19 protein-coding genes are annotated in these 21103 nt (G+C 61.8%); 3 read left to right on the forward strand and 16 right to left on the reverse strand.

The features are described 5' to 3' along the window. Positions 1-2: 2 nt before the first annotated feature. The 3 genes from KW403_RS04535 to KW403_RS04545 all read right to left on the reverse strand — a co-directional run bounded on the left by KW403_RS04535 (position 3) and on the right by KW403_RS04545 (position 3351). Positions 3-797, reverse strand: coding sequence for an HAD-IIB family hydrolase (locus KW403_RS04535; RefSeq protein WP_223021563.1), 795 nt, complete (start codon positions 795-797; stop codon positions 3-5). Beyond that, complete coding sequence (locus KW403_RS04540; RefSeq protein ID WP_246637894.1) at positions 794-2554, reverse strand: sugar phosphorylase; 1761 nt, start codon at positions 2552-2554, stop codon at positions 794-796. Before KW403_RS04540 ends, KW403_RS04535 begins: the two co-directional genes overlap by 4 nt. 86 nt (positions 2555-2640) lie before the next feature. After that, complete coding sequence (locus KW403_RS04545; protein ID WP_223021565.1) at positions 2641-3351, reverse strand: phosphoribosyltransferase; 711 nt, start codon at positions 3349-3351, stop codon at positions 2641-2643. Positions 3352-3497: 146 nt separating this feature from the next. On the opposite strand from KW403_RS04545, the gene KW403_RS04550 reads away from it, so the two are divergent. After that, positions 3498-4667, forward strand: a complete 1170-nt coding sequence (locus tag KW403_RS04550; RefSeq protein WP_223021566.1) for a M20 aminoacylase family protein — start codon at positions 3498-3500, stop codon at positions 4665-4667. A 158-nt stretch (positions 4668-4825) separates the two neighbouring features. Here the strand turns inward: KW403_RS04550 and KW403_RS04555 are convergent, their stop codons facing one another. The 8 genes from KW403_RS04555 to KW403_RS04590 form a co-directional block, all read right to left on the reverse strand. After that, complete coding sequence (locus tag KW403_RS04555) at positions 4826-6604, reverse strand: adenine deaminase (RefSeq protein WP_223021567.1); 1779 nt, start codon at positions 6602-6604, stop codon at positions 4826-4828. After that, positions 6601-7518, reverse strand: a complete 918-nt coding sequence (locus tag KW403_RS04560) for a nucleoside hydrolase (protein ID WP_223021568.1) — start codon at positions 7516-7518, stop codon at positions 6601-6603. Before KW403_RS04560 ends, KW403_RS04555 begins: the two co-directional genes overlap by 4 nt. 16 nt (positions 7519-7534) lie before the next feature. Next, a complete protein-coding gene (locus KW403_RS04565) occupies positions 7535-8560 on the reverse strand; it encodes an ABC transporter ATP-binding protein (protein ID WP_223021569.1) in 1026 nt (341 codons plus the stop codon). Next, positions 8553-9332: an ABC transporter permease gene (locus KW403_RS04570; RefSeq protein ID WP_223021570.1), complete on the reverse strand. Its 780-nt coding sequence runs from the start codon at positions 9330-9332 to the stop codon at positions 8553-8555. Before KW403_RS04570 ends, KW403_RS04565 begins: the two co-directional genes overlap by 8 nt. Next, entirely contained in the window at positions 9329-10156 is an 828-nt protein-coding gene (locus KW403_RS04575) for an ABC transporter permease (protein ID WP_223021571.1), read from the reverse strand. Before KW403_RS04575 ends, KW403_RS04570 begins: the two co-directional genes overlap by 4 nt. A gap of 73 nt (positions 10157-10229) precedes the next feature. Next, the gene (locus KW403_RS04580; protein ID WP_223021572.1) at positions 10230-11252 is read right to left on the reverse strand and encodes a polyamine ABC transporter substrate-binding protein; all 1023 of its coding nucleotides are present in this window, start codon (positions 11250-11252) and stop codon (positions 10230-10232) included. Positions 11253-11285: 33 nt separating this feature from the next. Then, positions 11286-12365 carry a LacI family DNA-binding transcriptional regulator gene (locus KW403_RS04585; protein WP_223021573.1) on the reverse strand — a complete coding sequence of 360 codons (1080 nt, stop codon included), beginning with the start codon at positions 12363-12365 and terminating at the stop codon, positions 11286-11288. 158 nt (positions 12366-12523) lie between these two features. After that, positions 12524-15019 carry a heavy metal translocating P-type ATPase gene (locus KW403_RS04590; RefSeq protein ID WP_223021574.1) on the reverse strand — a complete coding sequence of 832 codons (2496 nt, stop codon included), beginning with the start codon at positions 15017-15019 and terminating at the stop codon, positions 12524-12526. 257 nt (positions 15020-15276) lie between these two features. Here KW403_RS04590 and msrB point away from each other — a divergent pair, with 257 nt between their 5' ends. Together msrB and msrA are read left to right on the forward strand one after the other, a co-directional pair. Beyond that, positions 15277-15723, forward strand: coding sequence for a peptide-methionine (R)-S-oxide reductase MsrB (gene msrB, locus KW403_RS04595; protein WP_223021575.1), 447 nt, complete (start codon positions 15277-15279; stop codon positions 15721-15723). Next, positions 15720-16226, forward strand: coding sequence for a peptide-methionine (S)-S-oxide reductase MsrA (gene msrA / locus KW403_RS04600; RefSeq protein ID WP_223021576.1), 507 nt, complete (start codon positions 15720-15722; stop codon positions 16224-16226). Before msrB ends, msrA begins: the two co-directional genes overlap by 4 nt. A 17-nt stretch (positions 16227-16243) precedes the next feature. Here the strand turns inward: msrA and KW403_RS04605 are convergent, their stop codons facing one another. The 5 genes from KW403_RS04605 to KW403_RS04625 form a co-directional block, all read right to left on the reverse strand. Further along, on the reverse strand, positions 16244-17557 hold the full coding sequence (locus tag KW403_RS04605) for an MFS transporter (RefSeq protein WP_223021577.1): 1314 nt from the start codon (positions 17555-17557) through the stop codon (positions 16244-16246). Beyond that, positions 17557-17838: a metal-sensing transcriptional repressor gene (locus KW403_RS04610; protein ID WP_223021578.1), complete on the reverse strand. Its 282-nt coding sequence runs from the start codon at positions 17836-17838 to the stop codon at positions 17557-17559. The genes KW403_RS04605 and KW403_RS04610 overlap by 1 nt, the downstream gene beginning before the upstream one ends. A gap of 175 nt (positions 17839-18013) precedes the next feature. Beyond that, entirely contained in the window at positions 18014-19615 is a 1602-nt protein-coding gene (locus KW403_RS04615; protein WP_223021579.1) for an FGGY-family carbohydrate kinase, read from the reverse strand. After that, positions 19615-20310: an HAD family hydrolase gene (locus KW403_RS04620; protein WP_223021580.1), complete on the reverse strand. Its 696-nt coding sequence runs from the start codon at positions 20308-20310 to the stop codon at positions 19615-19617. Before KW403_RS04620 ends, KW403_RS04615 begins: the two co-directional genes overlap by 1 nt. A gap of 14 nt (positions 20311-20324) precedes the next feature. After that, the gene (locus KW403_RS04625; RefSeq protein ID WP_223021581.1) at positions 20325-21101 is read right to left on the reverse strand and encodes an SDR family NAD(P)-dependent oxidoreductase; all 777 of its coding nucleotides are present in this window, start codon (positions 21099-21101) and stop codon (positions 20325-20327) included. Between the last annotated feature and the right edge of the window lie 2 nt (positions 21102-21103).

Consider the following 21103-nt stretch of genomic DNA (forward strand, 5'->3'; position numbering starts at 1 on the left):
CGCTATTCAATCTCTTCCAGCACTGCGAGCATTTCCTCGTTCCAGCCTGCCGGCCCCGCGAGACGCGCCTTTCTCAGCACCTGACTTCCACCACGCGCGATCTTGCCGATGCCCGGATGGGCAGGGTTAGGAATTTCAACAGCAATGTCCACGCTTTCCAGCATGTCCCTGTCATTCGGCGCATCGCCAAGTGCCACACTGACAACCGGAACGCGTTTGTCTTCGAGTCGCGCCAAAAGCTCTCTGACCCTCTGCCCCTTCGTTCCGCCGAATGAGAGCGTGGCGAACCGCCCGCCCTTCTGGACATGCACACCCAATCTGTTCAGCGCGTTGCAAAACGCGGTGAACCCCTCTTCCGTTCCGCTCCAGATGCCCGGTTCAGAATATTCACGCTGTTTGGCCAGTTGCGCTGCCTCCAGGCTCAAGCCTGTTCGGGCCGCCACCTCCCGCGCGTCCCAATCCGAGAACCCGGCATAGGATCGCCGCAATTCATCCGGCAGCGCATCAAGATGCCCGATGAGCTCCTCGTAGCGGCTCCTGCTGTCATGTTGGCTGCCCCTCTCGGAAGCAAGGATGCCGGCACCATTTTCCACGATGGCGGGACAGTGAGCGAAATCCAACGCACGACGCAGCGGCGCGATTTCGGCAGCCGTTTTGCTGGAGGCAAGAATGAGCGCGCCAAAGCGGGCGCGAAGCGCCTTTATCGCAGGCAGAGCGGGTGTGAAATCATAGGTCTCGTGATCCAGCAAGGTTCCATCCAGATCGCTGAACACGACGAGACGCGGCCGGATTATCATGCAGAAGCTTGCCTGTTTGAGATCCACCGCGTCTGGTAGGGAGCAAATGCAATCTCGCCGGAAAGCTGTGCCACCGGCTCCCCCGTAAGGAGATCGCACCATGCATCGCCCTCGATCAGATTGAGGGCCATGGGGGGAATGGAGCGCGGCTCTGCCGTGAGATTGGAAACGGCAAAGATGCTTTGCGCGCGGTCAAGGCTCTGACGCCAGAAGCCGAAAAAGGCCTCGCCGAGTTGGAGCGTGAATTGCGTGGCATTGGGATGGAAAGCGGGTTGCACTGATCGCACACGCACCATCTCCTTCAGCCGCGAAAGGGTACGGGCGGAGAGTGTGTCTGGGTCATCAAGCTCCTTGCGCAGCATCGCGTAGTCCAGGCGCTTTCGATTGATCGCCCGATTGTAGCCCAGCTTTTCGACGCCGTCATAGTCGTTGCGCGTTGCAAGGAGGGAATGAATGTAGAACGCAGGAATGCCCTCCAACCCCATGACAATGGCCTGGCTGCACAGAAAGCGTTCCACCTGCAGATCGTCGGTTCCTTCATGGGTTCCTGCAAAGGCATCGAAGAGCGCCACATTCAGTTCATAGGGCCGGTCGCCATCGGGGCGGGCATAATAGGACACACGGCCACCAAAACCCTGCACCGTGTCGATGACCTGCAGCATCTCTTCTTCAGGAATGAGACCTTCGGCGGGTCGCAGGCCAATGCCATCATGAGAGGCGGAGAAATTGAAATAGGCACAGCCGAGCTGCGCCGGCGGCATCGCCATCTGCCAGGCGTTGAGATATTTCGACGTGCCGCCCAACAACGCATGGAGAAGAAGTGGCGGCAGCGCGAAATTGTAGATCATGTGCGCTTCGTTGCGATTGCCGAAATAGCTGAGGTTCTCGACATTTGGGACATTGGTCTCGGTGATGAGAACAATCGGCTCCTCGCGGTAATCGCACAGAAGCCGGATAAGGCGAATGATCTCATGCGTCTGGCGCAGATGGATGCAGCGTGTGCCGATCTCCTTCCAGAGGAAGGCCACCGCGTCGAGGCGAATAGTGCGCACGCCACGCTCTATATGATCGCGGATGATATCGAGAAACTCGAAAAGGACACGCGGATTGGAAAAATCGAAATCCACCTGATCGTGACTGAAAGTGCACCAGACATGCTTGGTGCCGTTCTCGGTTTCAAACGCGCGCAGGAGCGGATGGGTGCGGGGCCGCACCACCGCACTCAGATCATCATCAGGGTTTGCCACCTTGAAGAACCGATCCCAAGGTTCGTGGCCCTGCAGGAAATCCGAGAACATGCGGCTCTGGCTGGAGCAATGGTTCATCACCAGATCGGACATGAGACGGAAATGGCCGGCGATGCGCGAAACATCGGCCCAGTCGCCCAACTGGCTGTTCACCTCACGATAATCGGTGACGGCGAACCCATCATCCGAGGTGAAAGGAAAAAAGGGCAGGATGTGAATGCCGGTGAAAACGCCCGCCAGATAGCGCTCGGAAAAATCGTGCAAGAGATCGAGCGGCTTGTGTTCGCCATCCACCAGCGTGTTGCCATAGGTGATGACGTAGTTGTCCTTTTCGCTCCAAAGGGAGTTCGCCGGCACGCGGCCACGTCTGCGCGGCCTGCCGGCTTGACCGAAAAAAGCCTCCAGCGCCTGTTCGGCGAGCGCATGGCGATCATGCTGTGGATAAATGGAGCCAAGGAGCTGGCCGAGACCGTTCTGCAATCTGGCGGGCGCCATAGCCCGCGCGCTCACTTCTGCTCCCGTGTCTCTCATGTGCTGAACCGGTTATGCTGCATCGCAACATGATGGCGAGGGAAACCGGTGATGGCAAGAGCCGATCAGATTTCCGGCAACCACCCGCCTTCAGGGGTTGGCGTGAGAGCCGGTGTTTGAAACACGCCGACAACCCGCTCGCAAACGCCTTCGCTCCCGGCAGAAAGCGCTTCACGCCAGCGGTTCGTCTGCAACATGGCCGCACCGACGGCGACGGGCTCGATATCGCACAGTTTGAGGAGTTTCAGACCAGCCAGAATGGAGCTGCCGGTGCTGATGACATCATCCACCAGAAGCACGCGGCGACCCTCGATGAGCGGCAGCATGCGGGGGTCCACGTAAAGGCGCTTCTGCTGATCGGGGCTGGTGACGGAGCGAAGCGGAACCGAACGCTCTTCCTCATACCAGAACTTGCGCGACGTGCTGAGCGGCACATAGCGGCTGTGGCCGAGCGCACGAGCGACCTGCGAGGCGAGCGTCAGGCCGAGAGTGGGCAAGCCGACGACAACATCCGGCCTGAAGGCCGACGCCTTTTCGGCCAGCGCCTTTGCCAGCGCATCGGAAACGGCGAAGCTTGCCTGATTGACGATGAGTGAGGCAAGCGCCCGCTCGCCGCCTGAAAGAACGCGGATCGGCAGGCCGAGCTGACGCCCGTCGGGCAGCTCTGCGGGGAAGAACCCCTTATGGCCGCCGCGCGGCGCGCGCTCAAAGGTCCCTGCCGGTTCGAGCTCCTGCCAGAATGCCTGGGGATCGATCTGGAAATCGGAATGCGTCATTGTCTGCCGAAAGGCCCCGCGTTAAGAAAGAGCTGTTTTCACCTTGGATTTCTGTTTCCGGACAGAGCAACGATCTCCACGCCGGCCGCCATGCTGCGGAAGGCACCTTTTATCCGGGCAGACGCATGAATGGAAAGGGCGTATTGATGGCTGTTAACGAGGATGTTCGCGCGGAGCTCGATTTTCTCGTCGCATTGCGGCGCGATCTGCACGCCCATCCCGAACTGGGCTTCGAGGAAGAGCGCACCAGCCAGATCGTCGCCGAACATCTGACAGAGACCGGCATGAAGGTGCATCGTGGCCTTGGCGGCACCGGCGTGGTGGGCACGCTGACGGTGGGCAATGGCCCGCGCACCATCGGCCTGCGCGCCGATATGGACGCGCTCGCTATGCCTGAAACCGCCGACCGCCCCTACAAATCCACCGTACCCGGCAAGATGCATGCCTGCGGGCATGACGGACACACGACGCTGCTTCTGGGCGCGGCGCGCGAACTGGCGCGCACGCGCAATTTCACCGGCACGGTGCATTTCATCTTTCAGCCGGCGGAAGAAGGCCGTGGTGGCGCAAAGCGCATGGTGGAGGATGGTCTTTTCGAGCTTTTCCCCTGCGATGCGGTCTATGGCCTGCACAACATGCCCGGCCTCGACACCGACGAGATGGCCGTGGTGGCCGGCCCGCAGCTTGCCTCTTCCGACAGCTGGCAGGTGCGCTTTCGCGGTGTCGGCACCCATGGCGCAAAACCGCATCTGGGCAAGGACCCGGTGACGGCGGGCGGGCATTTTCTTGCAAGCCTGCAGACGATTGTCGGCCGCGTGGTGGACCCGTTGCAGCCCGCCGTGGTGAGCGCCTGCTCGGTGCAGGCGGGCGACCCCAATGCGCTCAACGTGATCCCCGATTTCATCGACATCGCCGGAACCGCCCGCGCCTACACCCCGCGCGTGCGCGACCAGCTGGAAGAAGAGATCGGCCGGCTGGCCAACGGCGTGGCTGCGATGTTCGGCATCGAGGCGGAATACCGCTTCATCCGCCGCATTCCCCCCGTGGTGAACGATGCGGACGCGACGGCGCGCGCACTGGCGGCGGCGCAGGCCGTGTGTGGCGACAAGGTGCGCACCGACTTTCCGCCTTCGACGGCGGGCGACGATTTTGCGTTTTTCTCGCAAGATGTGCCGGGCGCCTATGTGTGGCTCGGCAATGGCCCGGCGGTGGATGGCGCGCTGCACCACAACACTGCCTATGACTTCAATGACGGGGCGATCAGCACCGGCGTAAAATTCTGGACGACGCTGGTGGAGCAGGAACTGGCGGCCTGATTTTTGATGTGGGGCGCATGCCCCTCATCCGCCTGCCGGCACCTTCTCCCCGCATGCGGGGAGAAGGAAGAAGTGGCACGGTCTATGCACCTTCTCCCCATTTACGGGGAGAAGGTGAGGATGAGGGGCGAGCGCTGACCTGAAAACGCAGGCAATGCCTATCCCAGTACCTCGAGAACCGGCGTTTCCAGAACGGCGGGGCGTGCATTGTCGGCAATGCCGAGATCGGTCTGGTGCGGGCCGGCATTACAGGCGAGCGTCGCGCCGAAACAGGCCTTGAACACCAGATAGGGCGGCTCCCAGTCGACAATGCCGTCCATGGCGGAGCGCAGGGCCGTGAAGCCCGCCGCCACATCGGACAGCGGTTCATCGGAGACGAGACCCGACAGAGGCAGCGCCAGAGAGGCGACGATGCGACCGCCCTGCGCAACGGCCATGCCGCCGCCGGCCTCGATCACCCAGTTGGCCGCTGCCGCTACATCTTCCTCATTGCCGCCGAAAACCGTGACGTTGTGGCTGTCGTGCGAAACCGTGGTGCAGAACGCGCCACGCCAGGAACCCCAGCCGGTGAGATAGCCCACGCGCGGAATGGCCGGCGCGCGGCCATGACGGTGGATGACGCTGATGAGCGTCGCGCCTTCGGGCGGCACGACGAAACCATCGCGCACCGAGGTCTCCGCCTCGCCCCACTCCGTGAAGCGGGGGCGGTGAATGGTGGCGACGCGAACGCGCTCCCCTTCCGCCCGGACGCGAAAATCATCGGGCGTGAAAATGGGGCATTTGATCGAGCCTTTGAGCGGCGCGGTGGAATGTACCTTCACCGGAGCGGTCAAAGCGCCATCGCGCGCGACCACGACGCCATTGGCGATGACGGCGGCGGCGCGGACATTCTCCAGATCGTCGAACAGTGCGATGTCAGCGCGGCGGCCTGCGGCGACAAGGCCGAGATCGGGGCGCGCGAGCCGGTGCGCGGCATTGAGCGTTGCGGCCTGAATGGCCCAGGGGGCCTGCATGCCGTAACGCACCAGACGGCGCGCCACATCGTCAAGCCCGCCTTCGTTGAGAAGTGAATCCGGGAAAACGTCGTCGGTGCAGAGCGTGACCGTGGAAGGCAGATGCCCGAGCGCGTTCAGCGCCTCGACGAATTCCGGCAGAAGATGATCGTGCGAGCCGCGCATCTCGATGGCGAGACCGGCGCGCAGCTTGGCCATCAGATCATCGCCGGAGACGAGTTCGTGATCGGAGCTGACGCCTGAGGCCATGAAGGCGTTGAGGTCTGCGCCTTTGAGGCTGCGGGCATGGCCGAAAACGGGCTTGCCGCTTTCAAGACCGGCCTGCACCACATCGCGCATGGGCGCGGTGCGGTCGATGACGCCGCGCATGTTCATGACTTCGGCAACGCCGCCAATGCCGGGACGCGCCAGCATGTCGGCAAGCTCCGCCCCGCCGAAATCGGCTCCGGACATTTCAAGGCCGGGGGCTGCCGGAACACAGGACGGCGCGAGCACGATCATGCGCAGCGGAAGATCGGCTGCCGCCTCCAGCGCCCAGATGACGCCATCGAGCCCGTGCACATTGGCGAATTCGTGAGGGTCCCACTGAACGGTGGTGACGCCGCGCGGCAGGACGGCCTCTGCATATGCGGCCGGCGTGATCATGGAGCTTTCCACATGCATATGCATGTCAATCAGGCCGGGCGTGACGATGAGCCCTTCCGCCTCGATGATCTCGGCTGCATCGTCGCGCAGGCCTTGATCGTGGACGCTGGCGATGAGCGCGCCGACAATGCCGATATCGGCGGAACGCAGTTCGCCGGTAACCGCATCAAGCAGCGTGCCGCCGCGAATGAGAAGATCGAAAGGCGCATCGCCGCGCGCGGCGGCAACGGCGCGATCGCGCAGGGCTGGATCGTTCAGGTCCTGGGTTTCGGCGGTCATGCGCGCGCGGCCTCCACGAGGGCGTCGAGCACCAGCGCGCGAACGCGCCGGGCATCAGCACGCATGCCCCACAGAGCGTTGGGCTTTGCGCGAGGGCTTTGATCGACAATGGTGCGGCCACGCGTGTGGGTGCCGGCAAGCTCCATCGTGACTTCCGCTTCCTGGAAGGTGAAAGCATCGGGAGCCACGAAGGCAGCGGCAGCGGTGGGATCGTAGAGCGCCATGGCGTTGCGCCCACTATTGAGCGCGATGTCGACATAGGCGCCCAGGAGATCGGCCAGGATCTCGGCCTTCGACGTGCCGACAGCGCGGACGGTGTCCACATCTTCGGGTCCGACGAGCACCTGACGGCAGAGATCGAGATCGGCGACACGCAGCGTCACGCCACTTGCGAGGACAATGGCGACGGCCTCCGGATCGGCGAAAGCGTTGAACTCGGCGGAGGCCGTGTGGTTGCCGCGCGTCGCGCCGCCGCCCATCCAGGTGACGCTGGCGATCTTCGAGATGAGATCGGGCCGTGCGAGCGACAGGATCGCGATGTTGGTGAGCGGCCCGAGCGCCAGGATCTCGCCCGGCGCATCGAGCCCTTCAAGCCATGCGGTCAGGGCCGCAAGCGCATCGGTGCGCGGCAGCGCATCCGCCTCGGGCAGGCTGCGCTCACGGGTGGGAATGCCGGTGGGGCCGAGAACATGAGCGGGTGTTTCCACCCCGCCAAGGATCGCCCGTTCCGCGCCGGTGTGGATCCGGAACCGCCAGCCAAGCAGCGATGCGGCTCCGGCGGCGTTGGCGCGCACCGCATCCATCGGCGCGTTGCCGAACACCAGCGAGACGCCGGCAATCGGCTTCGACGAGGCGGCGACCATCATCACCGCCAGAATGTCGTCGAAGCCCATATCCGTGTCGATCCAGACCAAGGCGGACACTCCTTTTCTACATCCGTTCGAGAACGGCGGCGCGCTCCGGCGGCAGGTCGAAGGCGACCCGGCTGCCCGGCTCGAAAGCGGGTGCTGCGGCGTCCATCTCGGCCTTGATGGGGCCAAGCGGGCTCTTCAAAAGATATTCGCGCGAGCCGCCGGCAAAGGCAGCGCCGAGCACCTCGCCCTCAAAGCGCCCCTCACCGAGGGTCACCATGTTCGGGCGCCATGCGAGCCCCGGCGCGTTGACGGCGGACGCGCCGGCAAGGTCCACCGCGCCGTTTTCCGTGACGATCTTCCCATCCTTGACGACGAAGATGTTCTCGAAGCCGACGAAGTCCGCAACGAAGCGCGACCGCGGCCGGTTGTAGACATCCTCGGGAGATCCGACCTGCTCGATCGCGCCTTCCTTCATAACGACGATGCGGTCGGCCAGCGCCAGCGCCTCGTTCTGGTCATGCGTAACGAAGACCATGGTGACGCCGCTCTCACGCTGGACGCGTTGCAGCTCGGTGCGCATTTCAAGACGAAGGCGCGCATCGAGGTTGGACAAGGGCTCGTCAAGCAGCAGAACCTTGGGCTCCATGACCAGCGAGCGGGCAAGCGCCACGCGCTGCTGCTGACCGCCCGAGAGCTCGGCCGGTTTGCGGCTGTGGAACTTTCCGAGCCCGACCATGGCAAGGCCGGCTTCGACCCGCTGGTTGATTTCGGCGGTGGGAAGCTTTTTGAGGCGCAGGCCGAAAGCGACGTTCTCGAACACAGTTAGGTGCGGGAACAGCGCATAGGACTGGAAAACCAGCCCGACATGGCGCTTGTTGGCCGGCACATGGGTGATGTCGGCACCATCCAGCGTGATCTTTCCGGAGGCCGGACGCAGGAGGCCGGTGATGGCGCGCATGGTTGTGGTCTTGCCGCAACCGGAAGGGCCCAGAAGCGCAATCAGTTCGCCCTTGCGGATGGAAAGGTTGAGACGCTCGACCGCGACGGTCTTGCCATAGGCGAGCGTGAGATCGCTCAGATCGAGATAGGTTTCATCAGACATAGCGGGAGAACCCCAGGAAACGTTCCGCAAGGAAAACGATGGAAATGGAGAGGAAGGCGAGCAGCGCGGCAAGAGCGGCCACCGACGGATCATAGGTAATTTCCATGTACCAGATCATGTCGATGGGCAGCGTGCGCACGCCCGGCCCTGAAAGAAAGAGCGACACCGGCACCTGGTTGAAGCTGGTGACGAAGCCCAGAATGAAGGCCGCCAGAATGCCGCTCTGAATGTTGGGCAGCACGATCCGGAAGAAGGTGGCGACCCGCGAAGAGCCGAGGATCACCGCAGCCTCCTCGATATCGCTGCGCAGATTGTCGAGCGAGGCCGAAACCACCCGCACCGCATAAGGCAGGATCAGCGCTGTGTGGGCGATGAACAGCGCCAGTCCGACGCTCACATCGAGCGGGATCACCAGATAGCGCAGGAGCGCCAGACCAACAATGATGCCCGGCACGATGATCGGCGCGGAAACGATGGTGCGGATGGTCTCGCCGAACGGCAGACGATAGCGCGAGGCGGCATAGGCCACCGGCACGCCGAGCACCAGGGCAGCAAGCGTGCCGAAAATGGCGAGGAACATGGACAGCGCAAAGCTTGCCCTGAAACTCTCCACCTCGAACACCTTCATCACCCATTTGAGCGACAGGCCCTGCGGCGGAAAGGCGAGCGTTTCGCCGCCTGAAAGCGCCGCTGCGACGATGATGACGAACGGCCCGAGGAGGAAGGTCAGAACAAGGGCCAGCGTGACATAGGACAGAAGGCGGGAGGTCATCGCTTGTTCCTCGCGGTGGCCAGGCGTTTGAGCAGCAGATTGGCGGAAAAGCTCATCACCATGAGGATCATGGCGATGATGCTTGCCGAGGCAAAATCATTGGCGACGGTGACGCGCTGATAGAGCAGCGTCTCCAGCATCAAGACCTTGGAGCCGCCGAGAATGGCGGGGGTGATGTAGGCCGTGAGCGAGCCGGTGAAGACCAGCGTGCCACCAATGACGAGCCCTTCCTTGGTCAACGGGAGGATGACCTTGACGAAGACCTGCAGCCAATTGGCACCCAGAACGCGCGCGGCGGGCACGGCATCTCTGGGCATGTTTTCAAGCGCGCTGATGAGCGACAGGATCATGAGCGGCAGGAAGAGCTGCAGAAGACCGATAAAAACGGCCGTCTCGGTGAAGAGGAACCGGATGGGCGTGTCGGAAAGACCGAGCCAGACGATGGTCTCGTTGACGAAGCCGGTGCGGCCCAGAATGACGATCCAGGCATAGGTGCGGGCAACGGGCGAAATCATCAGCGGCATGACGACGAGGCCGATCATGCGGCCGCGCGCGGTGGGCGGCAGCGAGACGATGGAATAGGCCGTGGCATAGCCGATGACCGCCGACACGGCGGTGACGATCGCCCCGAGCTTCAAGGTGCGCCAGAAGACGGCGCGGTTGAGCTCGCTTTCAAAGAAGCCGGCATAGGATGCCAGGGTCCAGCTCCCCTCAGCGCGAAAGCCCTCGGAAAGCAGGATGCCCACGGGTACGAGAAAAACGATCGCCGCGAAGACCGCCGCAGGCAAGGCCAGCGCCAGTCCTTCCATCCGATTGTGAAACATGTGTTGGGACCTTGTGTTGGGTTCGGGGGCGAGCGCATCGCCCGCCCCCGAACCATCGCATCAGCGGATCGGCTTACTGGCCGATCTGGGCATTCCACTCCGAGAGCCAGCTCTCGCGATTGTCGAGTATGACGGCCGGGTCGAGCAGCTTCAGGCTCTCGACGGTTTCGGCGCCATAGGTGAGGTTTTCCGCGATATCGTCAGAGACCTTCACTTCGGCATTGGCAGGGCTGTCCACCAGCGCCTCGGCAAGCTTGGTCTGGATCTCGGTGGAGAGCCAGAAATCCATGAACTGATAGGCAAGATCCTCGTTCTTGGCGCCCTTGGTCAGGATCATGACATTCATGCCGCCAGTCTGGCCTTCCTTCGGCGTGGCCCAGGCCATGTCAAACCCCATCTTGGAGTAAGCACCCCAGGCGAAACGACCGATGGGGGCAGCGAGGATTTCTTCCTGCTGCATGAGCTGCGCGACCTGCGAGGAACGCTCATAGAAGGTGACGATGTCGACCTTGTTCTTGGCGACTTCACCGATTGCGGCCTTCAGGTCTGCAGCATCGTCGCCGATGGCCTTGCCGACCATGTAGAGCGCGGGCGGGCCCTGATTGGTGCTCACATTCGGAAATGCAACGCGGCCCTTCAGCTTGTCCTGGAACAGATCGGCCCAGCTTTCGATCGTCACCTCGTCGGCGCGGTAGGCGATCGACGTGGCGTAGAAGGTGTAGCCGACACCCATGTTGTCGCCGACCGGGTCCTTGGCGATCTCGTAGAGCTTGTCATAGTTCGAAAGGCGGCTGACATCGATAGACTGAGTGATGCCCTTGCGCGCGGCAGAAAGCGCATCATGGGTGGACATGACGGCCATGTCGATTTCCGGATCGTCCTTGCGGGCTTCGAGCTTTGCGAGGCGCTCCACGGAATTGCCTGTCTCGACCACGAGTTCACAGCCGCACTTGGCCTCGAACGGATCGTAGACGATCTCCTTGAAGGCATCCTGGGCAAAGCCGTAGACGGAGATCACGAGGGTTTTGTCGGCAGCCTGCGCTGCGCCGCTTAGTGCAGCCAGCGCGACGCCGGAGGCCAGGAGTTTCTTGAGCATGTCTGATCGCTTCCTTCTCTGGTGGTGCTTTTTCTAGACTTGGTCGATGGTGGGTGACGCCGAACCGCGAAAACCCGGCGGCGTCTCGCCAGAAACGGGGAGCCCCAACATTGGCCCGCTCGACTGACGAATGATGAGTTCCATTGGTATGGAGTTCTGATCCCGGATGGTCTTTGGATCAGGTAAGACACCGTCGGTGCCTTCCTGTTCGATCTGGGAAATCAGATCGGCAATTGCGATCGCCGCAATCCGGTCCATATCCATGCGCATGGTGGTGAGGCTCGGTGCGATCACGCCAGCCCAGATCAAATCATCGAAACCGGTCACGCTCACGTCGCCCGGAATGGAAATGCCGCCCTGCTGCAGTTCGGTGATGGCGCGCAGGGCATGAAGATCGGAAACGGCAGCGAAAGCGGTGACGCCCTCCTCGACCAGACGCACCAGCCCCAATGGGCAACCCGATCCATGGCGTCGTTCCATCTCGCTGATCCAGATGAGACGGGTTTTCCCAATGCCAGCGAACGCCGCACGGATGCCGCCAACACGATCGTTCTGAACGTTGGAATCGGCATGGAGACCGATGATCACAAGAGAGCGATGGCCAAGATCAAGCAGGTGCCGACCGATCTCCATCCCGCCATTCCAGTGATCCGCAGCGACCGTGTTGCCAGGCGTGGAGGGCGAATCGATCACCGCGACCGGACGGCCGATATCGCCAATGCGCGTGCCATGGCGGGGAACGACGATAATGCCATCGGCCCCGCGCTCGATCAGGCGGTTGATGGCGCGGGTTTGGGCATCGATATCACCACGGCTGTCGCCGATGAGGACACCATAGCCCGCTTCGGAAGCCGCATGTTCGATCGCCTGCGCGAACTGGGGAAAGAGCGGATGAGCAATGTCGGCCAGAACAAGGCCGAGCACATGGCTGCGCCCGGTGCTGAGTGCGCGGCCTGCGAGACTGGGCACATAACCCAGCTCCTTTGCCTTTTCGCGAATTACCCTGCCGAGCTCCTGCGACACGCGGCCCTTTCCGGACATCGCGTTCGAAACGGTCGCAACCGATACGCCAAGGGCCCTGGCAATATCGGACAGGTTGGCGCGTGAAGCCATCGAAGCCCGGTACAAGTGGAGATTAAGCGTTTAAGCAATATGCATGGGGGCGGGTGCTCTGTCGACTCCGTTTTTGGAGTTCCCCACAAATGGGTGTCAGGCGGGTCTATGGTCCCACCTTACCTTGCCGAGTTGGACTTGCCGAAATGAGGTCTCCCCTAATCGGCCGACCGCACAGACAGAGGTGCCCTGAAGCGCTTGAGCCGCAGGGCATTGCCGAGTACGAAAACGCTGGAAAGCGCCATGGCCCCGGCGGCAAGCATGGGCGAAAGCAAGAGCCCAGTGGCGGGATAGAGCACGCCCGCAGCGACCGGGATGAGGCTTGCATTGTAGGCGAAAGCCCAGAACAGGTTCTGCTTGATGTTCTTCATGGTCGCCTGCGAAAGACCGATGGCGTTTGCGACGCCTGTGACATCCCCGGCCATCAGAACCACGTCCGCGCTCTCGATGGCGACGTCGGTGCCAGTGCCGATGGCAATGCCCACATCGGCTTCCGCCAGAGCCGGAGCATCGTTGATGCCATCGCCGACGAAGCAAACCGGGCCTACCTGCCCGCGCAGGCGCTTGATCGCCTCGACCTTGCCTTCCGGCAGCACTTCGGCTTCCACACGGTCGATACCGAGCCTTGCAGCAATCGTTTCGGCGGTGCGGCGGTTGTCGCCGGTGACCATGGCGACCTCCAACCCCAGTGCATGAAGTGCCGCGATGGCTTCGGGAGTCGATTCCTTCACCGGATCGGCAATGGCGATCAGGGCGGCAAGCCTGCCATCGACCGCAGCGTAAAGCGGTGTCTTGGCATCGGCGGCGAGTTTCTCGGCGTCGGCTGAGGCCTTGCCGATCTCGACATTATGCTGGCGCATAAAGCGGTCCGCGCCGATGTGAAGACGTCGACCATCGACATCGGCAGCGATGCCAAAGCCCGCAACCGCCTTGAACTCGTCGACCGACTTGAGGCGCAGGTCTTCGGAACGCGCGGCTTCCACAATAGCATCCGCCACCGGGTGTTCCGACATGGCCTCCGCGGAAGCGGCGAGCGAAAGGACATCCGCACGCTCGAAACCGGGCTGCACCACGAAGTCGGTGAGTGCGGGGCGCCCCAGCGTCAGCGTGCCGGTCTTGTCGAATGCGACAACGCGCGTGTTGCGCATGTTCTGCAACGCTTCGCCATTGCGGAACAGGACACCCAGCTGTGCTGCGCGACCGGTGCCCACCATGATGGAGGTTGGTGTCGCAAGCCCCATGGCGCAGGGGCAGGCGATGATGAGAACCGCCACCGCATTGACCAGCGCGAAAGCCAATGCCGGATCCGGACCAAACATCAGCCATATGACGAAGGTCAGCGCCGCCGCCAGCATGACTGCCGGCACGAACCAAGCCGTGACCCGGTCGACCATGGCCTGAACAGGAAGCTTGGCTCCCTGGGCGTTTTCAACCATCCGGATGATCTGCGCCAGCACCGTGTCGGCACCGATCTTGGTGGCCCGGTACACGAAGCTGCCTGCCTTGTTGATGGTGCCACCGATCACCTCGTCGCCTTCCGCCTTGGAGACAGGCGCAGGCTCACCCGAGATCATGGCTTCATCAACATAGGAGGCGCCGCTCTCGACGACACCATCGACCGGCACCTTGTCGCCCGGGCGCACCTGAAGGCGGTCGCCGACAACCACCTCCTCGAGCGGCACATCAATGAAGGCATCATCGCGGAGAACGCGCGCGCTTTTGGCGCGCAGCCCCATCAGCCGCTTGATGGCTTCGCCGGTACGCCCCTTGGCTCGTGCCTCCAGAAGCCGTCCAAGCAGGATGAGCGTGACGATGACGGCGGACGCCTCGAAATAGACATTGACGGTTCCCGAGGGAAGAATGGCGGGTGCGAAGGTGGCCACGACCGAATAGGCCCAGGCAGCGGAGGAACCGAGCATGACGAGCGAGTTCATGTCGGGCGCAAAGCGCATCAGCGCCGGAAAACCCTTGCGGTAAAAGCGCAATCCGGGACCGAACTGAACAATGGTCGCGAGGATGAAATAGACGATGTAAAGCGTCGAGCGGTCGACAATGCCCATCAGCCAGGCATGCATGCCCGGTACGAAGTGACTGCCCATTTCAAAAAGGAAGATCGGTAGGGTGAAGATTGCCGCCAGCGTGAAATCGCGCTTGAGCGCGCGCAGCTCTGCGGCCTTGGCCGCCTCATGTGCATCGCTGTCGCCAACGCGATCGGAGCGCAAGACTGGCGTGTAACCGGATTTGCGGATCGCCTCTTCCACACCGGAACGGGCGTCATCATTCAAGAGATCAACAGAGGCGCTTTCGGTGGCGAGGTTGACCGTCACGCCGGAAACGCCGGGGACTGCCGCAATGGCCTGTTCAACCCGGCGCACGCAGGAGGCGCAGGTCATCCCGTCAACGCCAATATCGAGACGGCTTGCCGGTATCTTGTAGCCAGCCCCTTTCACCGCCTTGACGATGCTTGAGAAATCCACGCCGTTTTTGAGGTGCACCTCGGCGGTTCCGGTTGCCAGATTGACCGTCGCACTTTCGATGCCATCGACAGCCTCGATCGCGCTTTCTGTGCGCCTGACGCAGGAAGCACAGCTCAGCCCCTCGACGCGAAAGCGTTTGACATTTGCTGGAGAGGCACTGGCAGCAGGGGCATTCATCACGTTCATCCCGAAAAACATTGTTCAGGATTGGGCTTCTAGACCTTCCAGTCAATGGAACGTCAAGCACGAAAATTCAGAAACGCTTTCAACGTTCCCGATCTTTCTCCAGACACATTGTCGTTTGCCCGTGAGCATCACACGAATATGATTGGGATCATACAGTCGCGATACCTACATCAGGCTCAGCGGGCATTGGGCTCTCCACCGATGCCCGATCTTGATGGAGACGAACAATCAGGAAGCCGGAGCTGCGAATGAACTACAAGAAGACCGAAGAAGCCTTGGCCCGTCTGACACCGGAGCAATATTACGTGACGCAGCAGAGCGGCACGGAGCGGCCGGGCACAGGTGAATACCTAAGCAACAAGGAACCGGGCATCTATGTCGATATTGTTTCGGGCGAGCCGCTGTTCGCCAGCAGCGACAAGTATGAATCCGGTTGCGGTTGGCCAAGTTTCACCAAACCGATCGTGCCTGCCCATGTCAACGAGTTGCGCGACACGACCCATGGCATGATCCGCACCGAGGTGCGCTCGGTCCATGGGGACAGCCATCTCGGCCATGTCTTCGAAGACGGGCCCATCGACCGGGGCGGTCTGCGCTATTGCATCAACTCGGCCGCACTGCGCTTCGTCCATCGCGACGCGATGGAGGCGGAAGGCTACGGGGCCTATCTCGACCAGGTGGAGGACGTGAAATGACGGAACGTGCAGTACTTGCCGGCGGTTGCTTCTGGGGCATGCAGGATCTCATCCGCAAAATGCCCGGCGTCGTGAGCACCCGCGTGGGATACACTGGCGGCGATGTGCCCAATGCGACCTATCGCAACCATGGCACCCACGCGGAAGGCATCGAGATCATCTTCGATCCGGAGCAAACAAGCTACCGGCGCATTCTGGAGTTTTTTTTCCAGATTCATGATCCCACGACCGTCAACCGCCAAGGCAACGACATAGGCATGTCGTATCGTTCAGCCATTTACTATGTGACGGATGAACAGAAGCGCATCGCCGAAGATACGATTGCCGATGTCGACGCCTCGGGATTGTGGCCCGCCAAGGTCGTGACGGAAGTGGAGCCCGTGGGCGATTTCTGGGAAGCCGAACCGGAGCATCAGGATTATCTGGAGCGGTATCCGAACGGGTATACATGTCATTTCCCCCGTCCGGGCTGGGTGCTGCCCAAACGCGACGCAGCCGAGTAACCCTCAACCTCCGATGATCACCGCTCGCGCGGCCATGCGGCATGCATGTCGTCAATCACATAGGCATGGGCGTGACGACGCCCGTGCCCATCTCCCGCAAGATGCGGATGATCCTCCGGGAGGTCATCATGGCTGTGTTCTACAATCTCGGGATCGCGGGCCGGCCAGATGGCAAGGCCGACCCCTATAGCAACCGCGGCCAGCGCCGCGAGGATGATCGACGTGGCGGGAAGGCCAAGGGCAACCCCTGCCCAACCGGCTAGCGGATATGCGATAAGCCAGCAGGCATGAGACAGCGCAAATTGCGCGGCGAAGAGTGCCGGGCGATCCTCGGCATTGGCCGAACGTCTCAGCAACCTGCCCGACGGCGTCTGCGCCGTTGAAAACCCGACGCCGAGCACGAACCACAACGCCACCAACCACCCGAAGCCGGGCAGCGCCGCCGCGGCCAGCGTGCCAACCGCGAGAAGACACGCCCCCGCCAGCATCACCGTGCGATCCGAAGCGGTGTCCAGCAATTTGGGCAGAGTGAGCGCGGCCACCATCGAACCGCCACCGAATGCCGCCAGCGCCAGCGCAGTCGCCTGATTGTCGAGGGCGAAGACACCCTGCACATAGACAACCGTATTGACGATCACCAGAGCTCCCGCCGAAGCAATGGCGAGGTTCAACGCCAAGAGCCCGCGCAAACGTGGCGTTGCAAGGTAAATGCGAATGCCGCGCGTTGTCCGATCATAGATGCCGCGTGGCTTTGCCGGTTTCGGGCTGGGCAAGGCCACCGACATCACGAGCGCCGCCGAGACGAGAAACCCGATCACGGTTCCGGCAAACAGGCTGTGAAAAGAGACAAAGGAAAGGAGGGCCGCCGCCAGCATCGGACTCACGACGCTTTCAAGATCGTAGGCCAGACGCGAAAGGGAAAGCGCCCGCGTATACGCTCTCTCATCCGGCAGGATATCGGGAATCGTGGCCTGAAAAGCCGGTGTAAACCCCGCTGAAGCGGACTGCAGCATGAAGATAAGCACGTAAACCTGCCAGACTTCCGTGACGAAGGGCAGGAATATTGCGACACCAGCGCGCACCAGATCGAGTGTCACAAGCATTGCGCGGCGCGGCACTCTTTCTGCGAAGGCGGAGGCAAGCGGCGCAACACCGACATAAGCGATCATCTTGATGGCGAGCGCCGTTCCCAACACCGCTCCTGCATTGTCGCCAGCCAGTTCGAAAGCGAGCAGACCCAAGGCCACTGTCGCAAGCCCGGTTCCGATCAGTGCGATCACCTGCGCGCCGAACAGATGGCGATAGATTCGGTTCTTCAGGATCGCCAGCATCACAAATACTTCGCTATTTCCCTGAATTCATCGAGTGCCTGCCGCCGCTCGCGCGCCATCGGCCCGATCACCTCTTCAAGACAATGATCAAGATGATCCTGGATCAACGTCTTCTTCGCCTGTGCAATGGCCCTTTCGACCGCGTGGAGCTGCTGTGCGATCTCAAGGCAAGGTCTGCCAGCCTCGATCATGTCGATGACTCCGCGCAAATGCCCGTCGGCGCGTTTGAGGCGCTTGACGATCTGGGGGTGTGTTTCGTGCAGATGAGGTTCCGTGGCCATTAGTATATGCTATCCCCCTGCAGGGGATAGAGCAAGACGCATTGACGTGAATATGGCCGTCCGTGACGGATCTATCGCAAGCCGGTCAGAGGCGGCGCGCAGACGAGCCGTCGGACACCTCATTCCTTCCAACCGGACATTACCTGCCTCGCGAAACGGGCCGGGAGGATGCGCCTCAGCTGCCGGCGCGCGCCGAGGCGATTGCGTCCAGCGTTCTGCGCTGGCGGTGCATTTCCAGAAAGACGCGATAGTCGCGATCAAAACGTTCCCGGGCTACCGGGTTCGGTCGTCGCGCCCTGCCCTTCTGCGCCATACTCACACAGGCATCCGTCAGACTATCGTAGAGCCCGGCAGCCGTGGCCGCCACCATCCCGGTTCCCAATAGCATGGCATCTTCCGCGCCCGGCTCTTCAACCGTGCACCCGGCGGCATCCGCATACAACTCCATCAACAACGGATTTTTCGTATGGCCTCCGGTTACGTGGAGCGTGTCGATCGCATAGCCCGTTTCGTTCAGCGCATCGAGGATGTGACGAATTCCGAATGCAATCGCCACCGCCGTACGCCAGTAAAGCCGGCAAAGACTGTCGAAAGAGGCATCGAGGGTCAGTCCCGATATCACACCGACCGCATGGGGATCGGCCAGCGGCGACCGGTTTCCGTGAAAGTCCGGCAGAACGTGCAGCCGGGCGGCAAGGTCATTTCCCTCCACAGCCCGCAATTCGTTGACGCGGTCGCAGATACGCTTGTGCATCTGCGCATCCGGTTCGCCCCCGGCTGCATGCCAGCGTATGATGTGATCCAGCAAAGCGCCTGATACCGATTGGCCGCCTTCAGCGAGCCAGCATCCCGGCAATGCCGCGCCAAGATAGGGCCCCCAAACGCCGGGTACGGGACGAGCCTCGCGGGAAAAGGCCATGACGCAGCTCGACGTCCCGGCGATCAGAGCCATGTGCCGATCGATACTGAAGGCGTCGCCGGCAAAACCGCCGAGCACACCGAGCGCTCCACCATGAGCATCGATCAGCCCGGCTCCGACCCTGCACTGTTGCGTGAGACCAAGCGCATCCGCAGCGTTGGCGGTGAGTGGTCCAAGATCCAGACCGATGGGGCTCGCCTCTTCCGGCAATTGTCCGCGTTCAAGCATGTCCGGGATACCGACAGTTTCGAAGAAATCGCTCTGCCAACCCGATTTTTCATGTGCGAGATAGGTCCACTTGCAGGTCAGTGTGCATTGTGACCGCGCGAGCGAACCCGATGCTTTCCAGGTCAGGAAATCTGCCAGATCGAAAAAATGACCTGCCGCATTCCAGCATTGCGGCAGGTTTCGCTTTAGCCACATCAGCTTCGGTGTCTGCATCTCCGGCGACATGACGCCACCGATGTAATCAAGCACACGGTGGCCGGTCCGCGTGCATTCATCGGCTTCGGCAAGGGCACGATGATCGAGCCAGACGATCGTGTCCCAGCCCGGTCCCCCATCGGGTGAAACACTTAGCTGGCCACCATCACGATCTCGCACCACCAGCGAACATGTGGCATCGAAGCTTATACCGACGACGCTTTGAGGCGACACCCCTGCCCGTTCAACCGCATTGCGCACCGAAGCGCACACCGCGCGCCAGATGTCTTCGGAATCCTGCTCGGCGAAATCTGCTGCAGGCCGGTTCATCCGGATCGGAGTCTCGGCTCGCCCCAGAAGTTGGCCCTCACGGTCAAGCACACCGGCGCGGGCGCTTCCTGTGCCCACGTCAACCGCCACCACAAAATTGCGCATCAATTCTCTCTCTGGATCTCCTCCAACCGGACGATAAGGTCCGGAAGCAGTTGCATCCTGTCAAAAATCAGGTCCGGTTCCAAGCGTTTCAGGATTGCGCGATGCGCTTTTGATCCAGCGTGGGATGCACCGGCAAAGCACAGGACCCGCATACCTGCCCGGTGCGCAGCCTCGATCCCGGCAGGGCTGTCTTCCACAACGACACAACGGGCCGGTTCAATCCCCATCGAGCGGGCGGCAAAGAGAAAGAGATCGGGAGCCGGCTTGCCGTTGGGCACCATCGTCGCGCTGAACACATTCGGTTCGAAACGATCAAGAAGTCCCGTCACCCCAAGCGACACACGGATACGCTCCGGCTGGCTGGAAGACGCAACACAGTATGGCAGGGCAAGACCGTCGAGGGCGTGCTGGATCCCGCTGACGGCCTGCAGTTCGTTACGAAAGGTTGCGTAAAGGTTCTCTCGCATGCGCGAGAGCGCAGCCTCATCAAGATCAACGCCGAAATCAGCGCTGAGCAGCGATCTGATTGTGCTCAACGAACGACCGAGAAACAGTTCATAAGCCGTCTCCGGATCAATATGAACGCCATTTTCCGCAACGGTTTCCAACAGGACCCGCATGGAAAGCGGCTCACTGTCCACGAGCACGCCATCACAATCGAAGATCACAAGCGCGATATCGTGCCTCGTTGTCACGGGAGACACATCCCTCACCAGCAGGAATAACCGCCATCCGCCAACACGATCGAACCGGTCATGAGGCTGGATGCATCGGAAGCGAGGAATTGGACCACCGAGGCGATCTCGTCGGGTTGACCGACACGCCCCATGGGGGTCATCTCGAGCCAGGTAGCATACATTTCGGGATTTTCCCGAATACCGAACGCCGTGAGCGGTGTCTCGATATAGGTTGGAGCGACCGCGTTGACGCGAACCCCGCGCCGTCCCCATTCGGCGGCGAGCGACTTGGTCAGCTGGTGCACCGCCGCCTTGGAGGCATTGTAGAATGCCTGGGGCTGAGGCTTGTTGACGATCACGCCGGACATGGAACCGATGTTGACGACTGAACCGCTGCCGCGTTCCAGCATCTTGCGACCGAAGGCTCGGCAGCACCAGAACAACCCGTCGACATTGACGTCCATATGGAAACGCCAATGCTCGTCACTGGTGTTTTCAGCCGGCACATCGCTCTGCGCCACGCCTGCATTGTTGACGAGAATGTCGATCCGCCCATGCCGCTGTTCAATTGCATCAGCCGCCGCATTCACCTGGTCCGACCGGGTCACGTCCAGCACGATGCTCTCCGCCGAATGGCCCAGCTTTTTCAAGGCGTCGACGCTCGCTTCCGCCAGATCAGCTTTCATGTCGGCAACGACCACATGGGCGCCGGCTTCGCCGAGCGCGCGCGCGCATGCGGCGCCGATACCCTGTCCCGCGCCGGTGACGACGGCGACGCGTTCATCGAGCCTGAGTTTTTCCAGATACATTT

The sequence above is a fragment of the Nitratireductor kimnyeongensis genome, from assembly GCF_019891395.1.
In the GTDB taxonomy this organism is placed as follows: domain Bacteria; phylum Pseudomonadota; class Alphaproteobacteria; order Rhizobiales; family Rhizobiaceae; genus Nitratireductor; species Nitratireductor kimnyeongensis.